Origin of the sequence: Paraburkholderia sp. HD33-4, assembly GCF_021390635.1 — a bacterium.
In the GTDB taxonomy this organism is placed as follows: Bacteria; Pseudomonadota; Gammaproteobacteria; order Burkholderiales; family Burkholderiaceae; genus Paraburkholderia.
In genome coordinates, this window is sequence record NZ_JAJEJS010000003.1 from 919,432 (window position 1) to 936,487 (window position 17,056).

The 17,056-nt window shown below is 62.5% G+C and carries 16 protein-coding genes; 5 read left to right on the top strand and 11 right to left on the bottom strand.

Features of this window, described 5'->3' with window-relative positions:
- Positions 1-308 precede the first annotated feature (308 nt).
- The 9 genes from L0U84_RS38725 to L0U84_RS38765 all read right to left on the bottom strand — a co-directional run bounded on the left by L0U84_RS38725 (position 309) and on the right by L0U84_RS38765 (position 7,405).
- Complete coding sequence (locus tag L0U84_RS38725; RefSeq protein WP_233858693.1) at positions 309-563, bottom strand: hypothetical protein; 255 nt, start codon at positions 561-563, stop codon at positions 309-311.
- A 186-nt stretch (positions 564-749) separates the two neighbouring features.
- Positions 750-1,016, bottom strand: a complete 267-nt coding sequence (locus L0U84_RS38730) for a hypothetical protein (protein WP_233858694.1) — start codon at positions 1,014-1,016, stop codon at positions 750-752.
- A gap of 50 nt (positions 1,017-1,066) precedes the next feature.
- Positions 1,067-1,225, bottom strand: a complete 159-nt coding sequence (locus L0U84_RS38735; protein WP_168991491.1) for a hypothetical protein — start codon at positions 1,223-1,225, stop codon at positions 1,067-1,069.
- A 94-nt stretch (positions 1,226-1,319) separates the two neighbouring features.
- Positions 1,320-2,063 (bottom strand): acetoacetyl-CoA reductase, encoded by a 744-nt coding sequence (gene phbB, locus L0U84_RS38740; protein WP_233858696.1) that lies wholly within the window; start codon positions 2,061-2,063, stop codon positions 1,320-1,322.
- A 220-nt stretch (positions 2,064-2,283) separates the two neighbouring features.
- Entirely contained in the window at positions 2,284-2,439 is a 156-nt protein-coding gene (locus L0U84_RS38745; RefSeq protein WP_233858698.1) for a hypothetical protein, read from the bottom strand.
- A gap of 1,006 nt (positions 2,440-3,445) precedes the next feature.
- Positions 3,446-4,330, bottom strand: coding sequence for a phosphatidylinositol-specific phospholipase C (locus L0U84_RS38750; RefSeq protein WP_233858700.1), 885 nt, complete (start codon positions 4,328-4,330; stop codon positions 3,446-3,448).
- Positions 4,331-4,387: 57 nt separating this feature from the next.
- Positions 4,388-5,239, bottom strand: coding sequence for a carbohydrate ABC transporter permease (locus L0U84_RS38755; RefSeq protein ID WP_233859860.1), 852 nt, complete (start codon positions 5,237-5,239; stop codon positions 4,388-4,390).
- The gene (locus tag L0U84_RS38760; RefSeq protein WP_233858702.1) at positions 5,239-6,108 is read right to left on the bottom strand and encodes a carbohydrate ABC transporter permease; all 870 of its coding nucleotides are present in this window, start codon (positions 6,106-6,108) and stop codon (positions 5,239-5,241) included. The genes L0U84_RS38755 and L0U84_RS38760 overlap by 1 nt, the downstream gene beginning before the upstream one ends.
- Before the next feature lie 40 nt (positions 6,109-6,148).
- Positions 6,149-7,405 (bottom strand): ABC transporter substrate-binding protein, encoded by a 1,257-nt coding sequence (locus L0U84_RS38765; RefSeq protein ID WP_233858704.1) that lies wholly within the window; start codon positions 7,403-7,405, stop codon positions 6,149-6,151.
- A gap of 495 nt (positions 7,406-7,900) precedes the next feature.
- Between L0U84_RS38765 and L0U84_RS38770 the strand changes: the two genes are divergently transcribed.
- The 5 genes from L0U84_RS38770 (at position 7,901) to L0U84_RS38790 (ending at position 13,867) form a co-directional block, all read left to right on the top strand.
- Positions 7,901-8,818: a class I SAM-dependent methyltransferase gene (locus L0U84_RS38770; protein WP_267940134.1), complete on the top strand. Its 918-nt coding sequence runs from the start codon at positions 7,901-7,903 to the stop codon at positions 8,816-8,818.
- A 325-nt stretch (positions 8,819-9,143) separates the two neighbouring features.
- On the top strand, positions 9,144-10,409 hold the full coding sequence (locus L0U84_RS38775) for an ABC transporter substrate-binding protein (protein ID WP_233858708.1): 1,266 nt from the start codon (positions 9,144-9,146) through the stop codon (positions 10,407-10,409).
- Between the two features lie 112 nt (positions 10,410-10,521).
- Positions 10,522-11,397 carry a branched-chain amino acid ABC transporter permease gene (locus L0U84_RS38780; RefSeq protein ID WP_233858710.1) on the top strand — a complete coding sequence of 292 codons (876 nt, stop codon included), beginning with the start codon at positions 10,522-10,524 and terminating at the stop codon, positions 11,395-11,397.
- A gap of 23 nt (positions 11,398-11,420) precedes the next feature.
- The gene (locus tag L0U84_RS38785) at positions 11,421-12,347 is read left to right on the top strand and encodes a branched-chain amino acid ABC transporter permease (RefSeq protein WP_129959082.1); all 927 of its coding nucleotides are present in this window, start codon (positions 11,421-11,423) and stop codon (positions 12,345-12,347) included.
- Positions 12,344-13,867, top strand: coding sequence for an ATP-binding cassette domain-containing protein (locus L0U84_RS38790; protein ID WP_233858726.1), 1,524 nt, complete (start codon positions 12,344-12,346; stop codon positions 13,865-13,867). The genes L0U84_RS38785 and L0U84_RS38790 overlap by 4 nt, the downstream gene beginning before the upstream one ends.
- Before the next feature lie 34 nt (positions 13,868-13,901).
- Here the strand turns inward: L0U84_RS38790 and L0U84_RS38795 are convergent, their stop codons facing one another.
- Together L0U84_RS38795 and dctA are read right to left on the bottom strand one after the other, a co-directional pair.
- Positions 13,902-15,449 carry a methyl-accepting chemotaxis protein gene (locus tag L0U84_RS38795; protein WP_233858735.1) on the bottom strand — a complete coding sequence of 516 codons (1,548 nt, stop codon included), beginning with the start codon at positions 15,447-15,449 and terminating at the stop codon, positions 13,902-13,904.
- Between the two features lie 183 nt (positions 15,450-15,632).
- Positions 15,633-16,991, bottom strand: a complete 1,359-nt coding sequence (gene dctA / locus L0U84_RS38800; protein ID WP_233858746.1) for a C4-dicarboxylate transporter DctA — start codon at positions 16,989-16,991, stop codon at positions 15,633-15,635.
- Positions 16,992-17,056 lie beyond the last annotated feature (65 nt).

Here is a 17,056-nt window from a genome sequence, read left to right on the forward strand (position 1 = left end):
GCGTTCGCGAATCGGCCTCAGATTGAGCGCCACGCGCAGACGGACACGGCACAACTTATCCTCGTGCGCGAACGCCTCTATCAAACGGTCCGTGATCGTCTCCGTCAGGAAGGCAAAGTGCTGCTCTTGCAGGGAGAGTGCGCCGAAGCTTCCGCACGTGGAGGATCGGCTGCTGGATCTCGACGATCCGCTCTGATCCATTGCGGACGGCGTACGTTCGCGGATTCGCCATCAACCGCCCGCGCCGGCTGCCGTCTCCCGATCGGTTTGCGCCCGACTATCCTCGATGTAGCTGGGTCGAAACGTGACTAGCATGACTCTTCGCTCGCGACCGGAGGAGGGAGCGACTCGAGCAACTTCACGAGCCTCGCCTGCTGCTGCGGAGTCAGTCCTTGGGTAGCGCTCACCTGCTGGACACGTGCGCGCCAGTACGTCCGGCTGAACAATGAATCCGCGCCATCGGAAGACAGAATCCGTTCAAGATGGGAAATCGCATCTCCGGCGGTCAGCGGTGTATAGGGGCTCTCCAGGTCCTGGGGCCCTTTCCTGGTTGTAGTTTTCATCCACTTCTCTCAGGTGGTGGTGACCGGCTGGGTCCGGTCGGGTACGTCCGACTTCAGTTGGCCAGTCTTTGCCAAACAAACCGTGCGAGGTGCGTTCGCCCGCCAGCAACCCGGCGGGCCAGGTAGCATGACGCGCGCCGGCCTACGTGGCGACGCGATCCATCGCAGGCGCCACGGCCCCGGTGTTCAGCAAAGCTCCGCGGCGGCCACCCACGACATCGTCTCGAACTGCTTGAGAACGGTGTGCAGCGATCCGGAGAACCGGTCGGCAAACGCTATCGTCATGTCTTCGACATCACATTTGCGGTTGCTCGTAATCCGGACGTCCTCGATGGCATCGGCGACGGGCATCAATACCTGCCACACTGCGGCGACCCGCATGCCGCCGCGCTTCGTCCGGACCGTGATCTGTTGGCCTGTGGCCTTTGATTGTCCGGTGCTTTCCGGTGTCATTTCTCAGCCCTCTCGATATATCTGATTTTTATTTGGCACGGACGATGCGCTTACATTCGCCCGCGCGGTTGATGCCACCACTCGTGATGATCCAGATGCCGTAGCAGTCTTGCCCGTCTGCGCTCACGGCGATAGTGATCGATCACCATGATCATTGCGATGCTGAGGGCCGAGCCCCCGATGATCAGTCCCATCCAGGTTTCACTCATGACACGTTCCTCTCATGGAAGCACAGGGGTGTTGCGTGAATGGCGCACGCCGGTTCGTCCGATGTTCCGACGCATACCGGCGCGGTGCGTCGCGTTACTGCATGTGCTGGCCGCCGTTGATCGCGATATTGGAGCCGGTCACGAAGCCCGCATCGTCCGAGCACAGATAGGCCACCAGCGCCGCGACTTCCTCGGGTTTGCCGAGGCGTCCCATCGGGATATGCGGCAGCACCTTCGTATCGAGGATGTCCTGCGGGATTGCGGTGACCATCTTGGTGGCCAGGTAGCCCGGCGAAATCGTGTTGACGGTGACGCCTTTGCGCGCCACTTCCAGCGCCAGTGACTTGGTAAAGCCGTGCATGCCAGCCTTGGCCGCGGCGTAGTTGGTCTGGCCGACCGAGCCTTTTGAACCGTTGACCGAGGAAATGTTGACGATGCGCCCCCAGCCTCGTGCGACCATCTCTTCGCACAGCGGCTTGGTCATGTTGAAGACCGAATCGAGGTTGGTGCGAATGACCGCATCCCAGTTGACCTTGTCCATCTTCCGGAGGGTCATGTCCTGGGTGATGCCTGCGTTGTTGACCAGGATGTCCACCGGGCCGACTTCCGCGCGGATCGTTTCCGCGCAACGCTGGCATGAGTCGTAGTCGGCCACGTCGACCGGGTAAGCGCGAAAGCTCCGGCCCTGCGTTTCCATGTCAGCCAACCATTTGTCCGCGCCGGTGTTGTTCGGCGAGTGCGTGACGACCACCGCGTACCCGGCGTCATGCAGTTTCGTACTGATCGCTTCTCCAAGGCCGCCCATGCCGCCCGTTACTACTACGATTCGTTTCGTCATCCTTTCCGTCCGTGTTCGTGATGTCTGCGAGGAACGTAAATACTCAATGGCTGTCTCGCACAACCCGCCATTGCTTTGCCACAACGCGCTGCCGCCTCCAGCGTTGCGGGAGGGCCGGCTTCGGCATTGAATGAACTGCGCGGGTTTTTGTACGCTTGTGGTATTGCGCGAATGGAGTCGGTGCGTCAGCGAGCGGCGATGTGCCGCGCCGGCGCACTTCTCAAAGACTCTTGATGCCCCGAATGGTGCTTCCCGCCTGCCGGTTCAGGCCGGCGAGCTGCTGCACCCCTTCATACGCTTCGGCGGCGAGCGAAAACAACGTCGACACATTCGTTCGGCAGAATCTCAGTAAATCTTCGGACGAAAGGTCTTTCATTGCTTCTCCTGAATTGAAATTCGAACCCGCCTGCCCCAGGAAACCACATGACATATGCGCGCTGCATATGCGGAACGCGGTCAATGAGGATTCCGGAGCAAAAGTATTATTAGTAAGACTAAATTAATACTACAAAACCAGTTCGGTCCGTATCGCACTTCTCGTCGCCGGAATTCAACAGTCGAATGACGGCTTAAGCCTCGCGGGTCCGGCCATCCAGCCGGCCGGACGCTTCGACCTCTATTTCAATTGTCATGAAATGACATGACAATCGATTTTAGAAGGTTCATTCTAACTTCAAAATGTTAAATTTTCGGGAATAACGACTAGGTGAATACCCTTATTACGAATGCTCGGTGATGAAGGGTAGTCGTCGAGCGAGGTCGACGTTTGAACGCCCGGACAAGGACGCGCACGGCCAGCGACGCGATGCAGGCGCTCTTCGACTACTTCGCAGAGTACACCCTCAAAATGTCACCAAAATGGCTGGGATGACAGGAAATAGTAATGATCGCCACTGGATGCATCATTGCACGATATGCAAGAAATGACAAATTCACCGACCTTGCCTCGCACTCCTTGCTTCCGCCCGAGCGGCGCGCCGCGCGAGGGCGGCCCCCAGATAGCGCCGCTCGTACGCTGCGTTATAGCTTGCGGTCGTTGATCGGGAACGGCCGACAGCAGGTCGGGCGCACATGGAACGTCATTCGAGCGCGAGCGTAAGATGGAAGCGATTGATCGATGAGTCTCGAGGAGGCGCCATGAAGGCGGTGTGCCCGCTGCACGGGCCAACGACCATCGTCGGCACGAACGCGTATGGGTTTCCGATCTATGCGTGTTGTCGTGAAGACGTTCCTTATGTCACGCCGCCGGACGCGTGCACGCGGGAGCCGGCGCAGCGCGGACAAGAATCGAAGCCGCCACCGCGGCAACCCAGGGCAAACAAGGAACCACGCTGACGTTCACGGGAAACGTCATGCCCGCAACGAAGCCTCATCGGCTCCACTCATCGGCTCCAGTTACAGTCGATCAATGCATCAACGAGGCGCCAGTCCCGCCAGTCGCAAAAGTCGAGCATCACGGTGCCGCATGGTTGTGGACGCGCCGCGAGTCGCTCGGCGAACTGCTCGTGAATGCCGCGATGCCGTGTATCGCCACACGCCACCACGACCGGCGCCGCCGCCATCCCCGTGCCGCTGCAAAAGTTGATTACCCAACGCTCGCCGCACAGATTGGGTGCGAGATCCAGCAGCGAATCGATGGCGCGCCATTTGTAAGCGATCGATGCCGGCACCGGCACGCGAAACTCGTCCTGGATGGTGAACGGCGCCGGCGCGGGGGCGATATCGAACGTCGCGTTATCGGGCCACGCCGTCAGGTCGATGCCGAGCGGCTTCCCGCTCGCGAAGCGCCGCAACAGCACGATGCTGCCGCGCACCGCCTCCAGCAGAGGCAACTCGGCAGCAAGATGCCAGCGCACATCCACGTGCCGCGCCACATACCATTCGAAGGTCGCGGCAAACGCGCGGGTGCAGTCACGCGCGGGCCATTCGTCCTTGACCGACATGACGATACATTCGCCGGGATGACGCGCGAGAAACCGGGCGCAGGTCCGCACCACATCGTCGAATACCAGGCCCAGCGGGATGCCGCCATGATGAATCGCAAAGTGATCGCGCTCATGGCGACAGCGGATGTCGAGGACCCGCACGCCATGATGCAACTGATCGTCGAGCGTGGCCCGTTGCGTACGTGCGAGCCGGTCATCGACCGTATAGGCGCAGGTGTCGTGGCTACCCGGCAAGGTCAGTGCGGATAGTAAGCGGCTGCCGTCGATGGCCGACATCCAGTCAGCCGGCGATACGGTGTGATCGGTCAGGGCAGGGCGCAAGAAAACCTCTGAGTAAGCAAAGCGTCTGCTGCAACGGCGACGTGAAGTCGGAGCCGGCTACTTCAATCCGCCCGAAAAGCCCTGCAGCAGATAGCGCTGCACATAGCCCGCGAGCAGAAGTGTCGGCACAGACGAAATCAGCCCCGCGCTCATCAGTTCGCCCCAGTCGATGCCGTTCTCGGTCACATAACCGGCCATGGTGAGCGGCAGCGTGAAATGACTCGGCGACGAGACGAACAACAACGCCAGCAGAAACTCGTTCCACGCGATGATGAACACGAAGATGGCGGTGGCAACGAGACCTGGCGCGCACAGCGGCACGACGATGAAGGCGATGCGCTGCGCGAGGTTCGCGCCGTCGAGCGCTGCGGCCTCCTCGAATTCGATCGGCACGTCGCGCACGAACGGCAGCAACATCCAGATCGCCATCGGCAACGCGTACAACTGATACGCGAGTACCAGCCCGAACAGCGAATCGAGCAGATGGAGCCACTTGGCCAGCGAGAACAGCGGTACGGCCACGGTAATCGGCGGCATCAGCTTGAGCGCCAGCACGAGCAACAGGAACAGCAGATCCAGTCGCGCCGGAAACGCCAGTCGGGCGAGCGCATAAGCGGCGGGAAAAGCCAGCGCGAGAGCGAGCAGCGTGGCGCCGACCGCGACCCACACGGAGTTCAGCACCGACTGGGCCATGCCGCTTTCCCACACCGCCGCGAAATGCTCGAACGTGGGCGCCGAAGGCCACAACGCGAGCGGATGGGCGAGGCGCTCCAGCGTCGGCGTGAAGGCCGCGCCAGCCATCCATACGCACGGCAGCAGCAGAAGCGCCACCGCACCGAGCCGCAACAGCCCACGCACCGCTGCACCGGACGAGCGTCGCGCGAAACCCTGCAAGCGCGCGAGCGGCATCAACGCTCGCGCTTGACGGCCGATTTCCATATGTATCCCGAGACCAGCACAGCGCACGTGAGCAGCATCAGTACTGAAGCCGCGCTCGCCGGCCCAACGTTGAAGAACCGGAAGCCCGTGTCGTAGATGTAGGTCGACAGCGTTTGCGTGGCATTGCCCGGACCGCCGCCCGTCAATGCATACACCTTGTCGAACAGCTTGAAGGTGTCGATCGAACGCAGGAGCATGGCGAGAGCGACGTGCGGTGCAACGAGCGGCAGCGTGATGTAGCGCAGACACTGCCATTCGTTTGCGCCGTCGGTGCGCGCCGCTTCGGCGATTTCGGGCGGAATCGACTGTAGCCCCGCGAGAATGATCAGGAATGCCATCGGCGTCCATTGCCAGACATCGACCAGCATCAGCGACCAGAGCGCGAGGTGCGGATCGGATAGCCAGGGCACCGCCGGCAGACCCGCGGTTTTGAGCAGCGCATTCAGGAAGCCACGGTAATTGAGCCAGTTGCGCCAGATGGCCGAGCACACCAGCGTGGAGAGCATCATCGGCAGCACGGCGAGCGGCAACGCGATGCGCCGGCCCGCGAACGCACGGACGAACAGCAGCGCGAGCGCGAGTCCGAACAGGACTTCGGCGAGCGACGCCACGATCATGAACTGGATCGTATTGACGAAGCTCGTGCCGAACTCGCCGTCCGCAATGACCGATCGATAGTTGGCGAGACCGATGAACGAGCGATGCCCGGACGCGTAGTCCACCGAGAAGAACGAATCGATCAGCACGCGCGTCACCGGGTAGAGCGCCAGCACGCCGAGCACGAGCGCGGCTGGGCTCATCAGGACGATCAGCGGCAGATAACCTCGCAACCGGCTCATCGTCCCGTTCCCGCGCTTGTCTGCACTGTCACTGCCGCAGTCACTGCAATGCGGCGTTGGCCTGGGCAATCTTCTGCGCGGCCTGGTGCAAGGCGGCGTCGGGTGCGGCCTGCCCGGTCAGCGCGAGTTGCAACGCGTCGCCGAGAATCGCCTCGATCTGCTGCCAGTCTTTCACGCGAGGCCGCGCACGGCCCGCTTCGAGCGCCTTCAACTGGTCCGGATACCAGCGATATTGCTTGACGAGTGTCGGATTGGCGAAGACGCTCTTGCGCGTCGGCGGAATGCCGAGCACGGCCAGTTGCGTTTGCGTCGCCGACGAAGTCAGGTAGGCGAGGAAATCCGCCGCCACTTTCGCATGCGCGGCATCTTTCGCAATGCCCATTTGCCAGATGCCGAGCATCGGCGCCGGCCCCTTGACCTGTCCGGGCGGCGGTTGCAGCGCGACCTGGCCGACTACGCGCGACTTTGCCGGATCGTCGAGCGCGGGCAGCCAGGCGGGCCACACTTCGATGGCCTGCGCGGCGGTGCCGCCCTGCAACGCGTCTCGCACTTCACCGGCGCCGTACACGTCGACGTCTTTCGGTGCCCATTTCTTCAGGGCGAGCAGCATCTTCAGCGCGGCGAGCGCTTCTGGCGAATCGATCGTGACCTTGCCGTTCGTGTCGATTACTTCTCCGCCATAGGCCCAGAGGATCGGCAGAAAGCCGGTGACGACCGGGTTGCCCTTCACGCCGCGAAACACCACGGCCGACACGTCCTTGTCGGCCGTACCGATGGTCTGTGCGATCTTCAGCACGTCGTCCCAGCTGCGGGGCGGCTGCAGGCCGCGACTCGCGAGCAGATCCTTGCGATAGGCGAACATCTCGACGTTGCCGACGATCGGCATCGCGTACAAGGTCCCCGTCGGCGCGCGTCCGAGGGAGACCGTGGAAGTCACCATGTCGGCATCCGCGAGCGTGGCGGGCAGCGGCTGAAGCCAGCCGTTGGCGATGAATTCGGGCGACCAGGTGTCGTCCATCATCACCAGGTCATAGGCGCGCGTGTTTTCGCGTAACGACAGCTTCAGCTTCTGATAGAGGTCGTTGTTCGGCAGCTTCAGCAACTCGATATCGACGCCCGGGTGCTGTTTCTTGTAGCCGTCCACGGCCTGCGCGAGTCCACGGCCGTAGATGTCGTCCCGGCCCGCGATCACCAGATCGGCGGCATGGGCGCCAAGCGCGGCGATGGACAGGGAAGCCGCGACGCAAGTCGCGCGGAGGCAGGCGAACAGGGTCGTCCGCTGGATCATTGAAGCCATGGCTCTTGAATTCCTCTTGGGGAAAGGCGTATGCGTACGATGAGTCCAGAGCAACCCATCCCGCTTTTTTTGATTGCGCGCAGCGACGCTGAAAATAGATGCCAGATGCGGCAGCGGGAATTGCAGCAACCTATCATGACGTACATGTGTCAGCAAGCAGGGTTGCCGCGTAGTGTTCGGGCCCGCACGCACGCTTGCCGCGTGATCGGCTGTCGCGCCGTGACTGCCCTCCGCTGATCAATGGCGCGGGTTGATGCGCTGCGGCATGGGGCTACTTGAGCTGCCAGCTCACCTTGTGATGATCGGGGGCACCGGAAAGTACGGACACGACGTGTCCATTCGGGAAACTATTATTGAACATCAATTCCCGGAATACTTCTCGCCGAATAGGTATTGCAGCTCCACGATACAGATGATCCTCAACTCGTTAAGGACGTCTTCAGGTTCTGAAGCTATCATCCGCCGCATTTTTCACGATTGCTCAGGAACGTCATCTTGTCGGCACCCACGAACGACGCAACGCACGACAACTGGTCGAATTGGATTCTCAAGCTGCGCCATGGCGACGATCGCGCGCATGAAGACAGCGTCCGCGTCGAGATCACGAAGTACGCGGACCGCGTGCTGGATTTCGTTCGCCTTCATTCCGGCATGACCGTGGCCGACATCGGCACGGGCGATGGTCTCGTAGGATTCCGGGCGATCGAACGAGCCGGCGCCTCGATTCACGTGATCATGACGGACATTTCGGCGCCCTTGCTCCGGCACACGGAAGAGACCGCCCGCGCCCTGGGTGTGAGCGGACAGTGCACGTATGCCCACGGATCCGCGGAAAAACTCGCGGGAATTGCCGACGAATCCGTCGATGCGGCCACGATGCGCGCTGTGCTCGCGTATGTGGAAGACAAACCCGCCGCGATGCGCGAGCTTTATCGCATACTCAAACCGGGTGGCCGCTTTGCGATCGCCGAGCCGATCCTGCGCGATGAAGCGCTCGAGGTTTGCATGCTGAAGCGATTGATCGATACTCGCGCGATCCAGACCGACGACCCATTCTTTCCTCTGCTGCTCCGATGCCGCGCGGCACAGTTCCCTGATACCGAGGAAAAGGCGCGCTCGCTGCCCATCACGAACTATGGCGAGCGCGATCTGGTCCGATTCGCGATCGATGCGGGATTTACCGACATTCATCTGGAATTGCATATCGATGTGCGAACCGAGGACCGTCTGTCGTGGGAAACCTTTATTCGTACGTCACCTCACCCATTGGCACCGACCCTCGAAGAGATCTTCGAGAAGCAATTCACGCGCGATGAGCGGGAGTACCTGGAAGGTCGAATGCGGGCGATCTTCGAAAGCGGGAAGCAGTTCGACGCATCGCGTATCGCCTACCTGACGGCAAAAAGACCGTAAATGTGCGACGCTCGGCGTACGCCGTTGCGCAAAGCCAGAAAAGAATGCGAAGCGGCAAAAATACTTCGCATGACGAATGATTGACAGAAAAAAGGCCGCTATTCTCGCGACCGGTATCCATTTCCGCTGGTCTGGATAAAGCCGTATCCCCGAGGCGCGCACGACCAGATTTTTCCGCTCTGCACCATGAAATCCGTAGCGACCCGCTCATCGTTTGTACCGATTGAGCGCTGCAAAGCCGGTGAATATTGTTGTGTGCGCATTCTTCAAATGCAACGTGGCCGGCAATTGTTGCTCAACGATCCATTCGAATCGGAGATGCATGATGTCCAGTAACAGTGTGTGGCGGAACTTTCATTGCGTCGTCGCGACGGGGATGGTAGCGGCGGGGCTAGGTCTGGCGGCAGGCGCCCATGCGGCGGCCGAGCCGATCAAGATCGGCGTGATCAGCGAAGAATCCTCGGTGGCGGGAGCCTCGATCAGCAAGGCCGCGCAGCTCGCCGCGGACCAGATCAATGCCAGCGGCGGCGTCAATGGCCGGCCCATCCAGATCGTCGCGTACGACGACCATTCGTCGGCCTCGGACGGCGTGCGCGCCTTCCAGCGCGCAGCGACCCAGGACAAGGTGGTTGCCGTGATCGGCAGCTACATCAGCGAAGTGGCGCTCGCCATGGAACCGTGGTCCGGGCGCCTGAAGGTGCCTTTCATCACGCCCGGCGCGGCAAGCAACGATATTTCGAAGCACGTCCACGACGACTACGACCACTACAAGTACACGTTCCACGGCTGGATGACGTCGGCGTTCATTGCACAATCGATCTGCGACTTCTCGCACGACGTCCTCGTCGGCCAGTTCAAGATGAAAACGACGGTCGTCATGAGCGAGGACGCCGCGTGGACCAAGCCGCTCGACGACCGCTACCTCGAATGCCTGCCCAAAGCGGGACTTCAGGTGCTCGACCATATCCGCTTCAATCCCGATACCTCCGACTTCACGCCGATCTTCAACCAGATCGAGGCGAAGCACCCCGATACGATCACCACCGGCATCAGCCACGTTGGCGTGCAGCCGACCGTGCAATGGCACGACCAGCAAGTGCCGATCCCGATGTCGGGCCAAAGCTCGCAGGCCACCACCACGAGCTTCTGGAAGGACACCAACGGCGCGACCGAAGGCGTAATCACGGCCTCGGCCGCGGCGCCGGGCGTGGCGATCACGCCGAAAACGGTGCCTTTCACGGATGAGTACCAGAAGAAGTTCGGCGTCTCTCCGGCGTATTGCGGCTTCACGAGCTACGACCTCGTCTACATCATCGCGGACGCGATCAAGCGCAACAAGGGCTCGACCGATCCGGACCAGATGGTCGACGCGCTCGAGAAAACCGACTACGTGGGCACGATCGGACGCTGGCAGTTCTACGGCAAGAGCGATCAGTTCACGCACGCGCTGAAGTACGGGCCGGGCTATATCACCGGCATCAACCTGCAATGGCAGAACGGCAAGCAGGTCGCGATCTGGCCCAAGTCGATTGCCAACGGCACGGTGAAATTCCCGACCTTCATCAAGGTGCAGCAGGCAAGCGCGAACTAGTCGCGCAACGCTGACGAAAGCGATGGAGGTTGCCTCGGTCTGTGCGGGCCTGCGCATAACGCAGGCCCGCACAGCACACGCATCGACACCCTAACCACGTGAAAGGCCGGGCATGTTGCTACTGCAGATTCTGGTCGACGGCTTTGCCATCAGTTCCCTGTACGCGCTTGGCGCGATCGGTTTCACGTTGATCTTCGGCGTCTCCGGCATCCTGAATCTCGCGCACGGCGGCGTGATGCTGGTCGCGGCGCTGATGGGCTGGATGCTCGCGGGCGAGGCCGGACTCGGCACCTATCTCGGCACGCTGCTCGGCGTGTTGGCGGGTCTCGTGACGGCCTTCGTCACCTACCTGATGGTGGTGCGGCCCATCCAACGCTCGGCCGCGATTCCCGGCGAAGAGAAGGAAATCTTCGTGCTCACCGGCACGCTGCTGTGGGGCATCATGATCCAGCAGGGCATGGCGTGGCTCTTCACCGACAATCCGGTGACGATGCGCCCGCTGATCAGCGGTGTGGCGATGGTCGGCGGCGTGCGCGTGCCGTTCAACGAAATCATGATCGCCGTGGTCTGCTGGGCGGTGATCGGCATGTTGTGGCTGTTCGTGAACCGCACCCGCGCAGGCAAGGCGCTGCTCGCGGCTTCGATGAATCCGCGTGGACTCACGCTGCTCGGTTTCGAACTGTCCCGGATCTATCTTCTCGCGTGGAGCATCTATGGCGTGCTGGCCGGTATTGCCGGCGTGCTGCTCGCTTCGTTCCTCGGCGTGAGCACCAACAATGCGGGGCAACTGACGGCCAGCGCGTTCTCGATCGTCGTGCTGGGCGGGCTCGGCAGCGTATCCGGTTCGTTGATGGCCGCGTATGTGGTCGGTTATCTGGAAACCGTCACGGCCTATCTGATTGCGCCGACGCTGCGACCGCTGCCCGCGTTGCTGCTGCTGGTGCTCGTGGTGTACGTGCGCCCCCAGGGCTTCCTGGGACGGCGCTAACCGTGCGAATGGAGCGTACCCTCATGTCCGTTCTTCTTCGTTCGCGCGGCGCATGGATCGCCGTGGCGCTCGCCGTGATGGCGGCGACGTTGCCGTGGTGGCTGTCGGGCTACATCCTCGGCGTGCTCACCGTTGCGTACTACTTCGGCGTGTTCGCCATGTCCTGGGACCTGTTGTTCGGCTTTGCCGGCGAGGTCAACTTCGGGCCGACGTTCCTGATCGGACTCGGCGCCTACTCGGCTGCGATCCTCGACGCCAGATGGGGCCTGCCGATACCCGTTTGCGTGCTCGCGGGCGGCGGCGTCGCGCTGGTGGGCGGCCTGCTGCTCGCGGTGCCGGCGCTGCGGCTGCGCGGTCCTTACTTCGGGCTCGTCACACTGGTGGCCGTGCTGCTGTTGCAGAACGCCATCGTGATCTTTGCGGGCGTGACGGGCGGCGAAATCGGCATGATGGTGCCGGACGTGATGTCGGTCGATGCGAATCACAACTACTGGATCGCGCTCGCGTTCCTGATCGTTTGCGCGATCCTGCTGTTCGGCCTGTCGCGTTCGGCGGTCGGTCTGATTCTGCAGGCAAGCGGCCAGGACGCGACCGGCGCGCAGGCGCTCGGTTTCAATGTCACGCGGCACAAGCTCGTGGCCTTCTGCATCAGCGCGGTTTTCTCGGGCGTGGCCGGCGCGATGCTGGTGTTCTACCAGGGCACGGCTTCCGTGAGCACGGTCGTGGATCTGAGCGTGGGCGTACAGATCATCATCGCGGCCGTGCTCGGCGGACGCCGCACGATACTCGGCGCGGTGCTCGGCTCGATCTTCCTGATCGTCGCCGGCGAGTTCCTGCGTCCGCTCGGCCAGCTCAACACGTTCGTCGTCGCGGCGGTCGCGCTCGCTGCGCTGCTGTTCTTTCCGGACGGCCTGCTCGGCAATCTGCTGCGTGCGAGGGAGCGCCAATGAACGACACGCCGCTGCTTTCCGTACGCGGGCTGACCAAGCGCTTCGGCGGTCTCGTCGCCGTCAAGGATATCGGCTTCGACATCCGGCCCGGCGAGATTCTCGGGCTGATCGGACCAAACGGCTCGGGCAAGTCCACGGTCATGAAACTGATCATGGGCATCGAGCGGCCCAACGCGGGGTCGGTCAAGGTGAATGGCGTGGAGATGGCGGGCTGGGCGCCGCACCGGATCGCGCGCGCAGGCGTAGGCATCGTGTTTCAACATTCGCGGCCGCTCCATCGGCAGACGGTGCTGGAACACATCAAGCTCGCGCTGCTTCCTGATTCGCTCGTCAAGCTCGCCGCCGAGCCCCACGTGCATCAGCGCGCGCAGGAAATTGCGGCGCGTGTGGGCCTTGCCGCGGTCATGCACCGGCATCCGGCGACGCTGCCCTTTGCGGATCTGCGCCGCATGGAGATGGCCAAAGCGATTGCGCGCGACCCGCAGGTCGTGCTGGTGGACGAGCCGTTCGCGGGACTGACGGTGGCGGAATCGGCGGCGTTTTCCGAGCTGATTCGCGGCTTTCGTGCCGAAGGCCGCGCCGTGCTGCTGGTCGATCACAACGTCAAAAGTCTGTCCGCGTTGGCCGACCGCGTACTCGCGATGTACCTTGGCGAACATGTCGCCGAGGGCACCGCGGAACAGGTGATGCAGAACGAGACGGTGCGCCGGGTCTATTTGGGCGGCAAGCTGGAGCTGCGCCAGCGCACTGGCGCCGCGGGCGATGCGAAGCCCACGATTCTCGAGGTGAGCGGAGTGCGCGTGCTCTACGACAAGGCGTGCGCACTCGACGACGTCAGTCTGCAGGTGCGCGAGGGCGAGTTCGTATCGGTAGTCGGTCTGAACGGCGCGGGCAAGACGACGTTATTCAACGCGCTGTCGGGGCTCGTGCCGTACAAGGGGACGATCCGCTTCGACGGGCGCGATCTGCGCGGCATCAGCGGTGCCGCGATCTCGCGCGCCGGTCTCGTGCAATGCCCGGAAACGCGCGAGCTATTCGGCGACATGACGGTACGCGAGAATCTCGAACTCGGCGGATATCATCTGGCCGAAACGGCGCGCGCAAAACAGCTGTCCTGGCTGTTCGATCTCTTTCCGATCCTGAAGTCGCGCCAGGGGCAAACCGCCCGCACGCTTTCCGGCGGCGAGCAGCAAATGCTCGCGATCGCGCGTGCGCTGATGACCCAGCCGAAGCTGCTGATTCTCGACGAACCGACACTCGGGCTCGCGCCCGTGATTCTCGAGCAATTGTCGAAGGCGCTGGATTCGCTGCAGAAGTCCACGCCCATTACCGTGTTGCTGGGCGAGCAGAACGTCAGGTTTGCGCTGCCGCATGCCGATCGTGTGTACGTGCTCGAACACGCGCGCATCATCTGGGAGGGCAGCGCTTCGCGCTTCGAGGCGGAGATGGGGCGCGGCTTTCTCGAGGCGGTGCCGACCAGTGAGCCCGACGCCACGACCTCCGGCGACGCGCGCCGCTAAGGCCTGCAGCGGCAGGCGAGCCTACGCAGCGATATCAGGAGATCGACGCAAAGCGAAATCGGCCCGCCGCCTGTGTCAACAGGCCAGTCTGCTCGGTTAGCGACGCGGCCGCCGCGGCTGCCTGCTCCACCAGCGCGGCATTTTGCTGCGACATCTGATCCATCTGCGTAATCGCGCGATTGATTTCCTCGATGCCATCGCTCTGTTCGGCCGACGCCGTGGCGATGTCGCTCATGATCGACGTGACGCGGCTGACGGCCGTCTGTACTTCGCCCATGGTCTCGCCGGCCCGACCGACGAGGCGCGAACCGTCCGCGACGCGCGCTGTCGACGCGTCGATCAGCTCCTTGATTTCCTTCGCCGCGGTCGCCGAGCGCTGGGCGAGATTGCGTACCTCGCCAGCGACGACGGCAAAACCCCGTCCTTCCTCTCCGGCGCGAGCGGCCTCGACCGCCGCATTCAGTGCAAGAATGTTGGTCTGAAAGGCGATGCCTTCGATCACGCCAATGATCTCGCCCATCCTCTTCGCGCCGTCCTGAATGTCGCTCATCGCGACGATGACCTGACGCACCACGTCCGCGCCCGCACCGGCCGTGGCCTTCGTCGCGTCCGCCAGTTCGCGCGCTTCACGCGCGTGCGCGGCGTTTTCGCTGACAGCGTTGGTGAGTTGTTCCATGCTTGCCGCCGTTTCCTCGATGGACGCCGCCTGTGTCTCGGTGCGCGCCGACAGGTCCGCGTTGCCGGCCGAGATCTGCTGGGTCGCCGACGCGATCGACTCGCTGCCGCGCGCGATCTGTTCGATCATCGTGCCGATGTCCTTCTGCATCTGCCCGACGCTTTTGACGAGGCGACCCATTTCGTCATCGCTGTTCAAGCGCAATTGCTGCGACATGTCACCCTGAGCGAGCCGCTCGACATGGCGCACCGTCATATCGATCGGGCGCGCGATCGCGCGAAGCAGCGTGAAACCGCAGGTGACGCAGCTCAGAAGACCGACGGCGATCGCGATTCCGGTAATAGTTACTAGCGTCTGGTAGCTATGCTGTGCCGTGCTGTAGCGCGCATTGCCCTGCGCGTTGCGAAACTTGTCCAACTCCGCGGATTTCTGCGTCAGAGCTGCCGCAAACGGCGGCATCACGACCATCGCGAGATGGTCGGCGCCATCATGATCGCCATGGCTCATCGCATCCATCATCGGCTCGAGTGCGCCATGCAGCATCGCTTCGCGGGCGTCGGCAACGGCCTTCGACAAGGCCGCCTCCGCGTCGGAGACGGGCAGTGCGCGGTACTCTTTCCAGGCCTCGTCGGAGACGGCGAGGTAGTTGCGCGCCTTATCGATCAGTGCGGCTCGATCCGCTGCCTCCGGGTGCAACAGCACGCGATCGAGCGTGGTGCGCACGACCGTCAGGTTCAGGTTGGACTTGCCGAGCGCGGTGGCGGCAGCCACGTCGTTGGTGTACGCCTGCGCCACGGCATGGTTCGAACCACGCATGCCGGCGATACCCAGCACGCCGGTCACCGTCAGCAGGAACCCGAGCAAGGTGAGGGTGGCGAGAAGACGGAACTTGATGGTCAGTTTCATGCTGAATTCGGTGGAGTGAGATACCGTTGGGTTAACGGCACCCGGCCCAAAAAGTTCAGTTCTATTGATGATCCGGCGAGCCGTAGAGTCGCGCGGCGCACACCCCGGTTCGGCCGCGTCCGGCCGGATCGGGTCGATGGCGGCGTTGCCGCGCCGCCGCCTTCGGCGCCTTTCGCACCTACGCTAATGCGCGCTGGAACGCGCGGCCGCTTCGGCGGTCGGTGCCGACGTGACCGCGGGTTGCGCGGCAGGACCCGGTACGTGGAAGTGAGCCGTGTTCTCGCGATCCAGAACCGCGCGCGCGATGTTCCTGTCGAGTTGACCCTCCCAGCGAGCGACGACGACGGTCGCAACGCCATTGCCGATCAGGTTGGTGACTGCGCGCGCCTCGTTGAGAAAGCGGTCGACGCCGAGCAGCAGCACGAGGCCTTCCACGGGAATCTTGTGCATCGAGGCCAGCGTCGCGGCCAGTGCGACGAATCCCGCTCCGGCCACGCCGGCGGAGCCCTTCGACGTGAGCAGCAGCACGCCGAGCACGAGCAACTGGTCCCAGATGCTCAAATGAACGTTCATTGCCTGGGCGATGAACAAGGCCGCCATCGTCAGATAGATCGCCGTTCCATCGGCATTGAACGTGTAGCCGGTGGGCAACACCATGCCGACGACGGGGCGGGAACAGCCCATCGCCTCCATCTTGATCAGCATCTGCGGCAGCACCGCTTCCGTCGACGCCGTGCCGAGTGTAATCAGAATCTCGTCCTTGATGTAGCGGAGAAACTTCCACAGCGATATCCCGCACATTTTCATGACAAGGCCAAGCACGACGAACACGAAGAAGAACGAAGTCAGATACAGACAAAGCATCAACTCGCCGAACGATGCCAGCGTGCCGATGCCGTATTTGCCGATGGTGAAGGCCATGCCCCCGAAGGCGCCGATCGGCGCAACGTACATGACGATTCGCACGACGCCGAACATGCCTTGAAGGAACAGGTCGAGCATGTCGACGAATGGCGCGGCGCGAGGTCCGATCCTGGCCAGCGAGATGGCCAGCAGAACTGAAAAGAAAATGATGGGAAGCATCTCGCCTTTGGCGAATGCCCCGACGATGCTATTCGGAACGATGCTCATGAAGAACTCGAGCATGCCGTGTTGCTGCGCCGCGTGCGTGTAGGTCGAAATCGCGGCGGCATCGATTTGCGACGGATCGATGTTCATGCCGCTGCCGGGTTGGATGACATTCACGACCACCATGCCCGCTATCAGCGCGATCGTCGATGCCAGTTCGAAATACAGCAGGGCTTTCACGCCTACGCGGCCCGCTTGATGGAGGTCGTTCATGCGCGCAATGCCGACCACCACCGACGCGAAGATGATCGGCGCAAGCAGCATCCGGATCAGCTTGATGAACAGGTCGCCCAGCGGTTTCATCTGCGACGCGATATCGGGGTAGAAGTGGCCCAGCAGGATACCGGCCACGATCCCGATGAGGACCTGAACGTACAGCTTGGAAAGTGCTCTTCTTACTTTCGATACGGGCATCTTTGTCTCCTATGTCTGGCGTCTTCAAAGGGAAAATGCGGCCCCCCACGCAGCAGCGCGGGAAG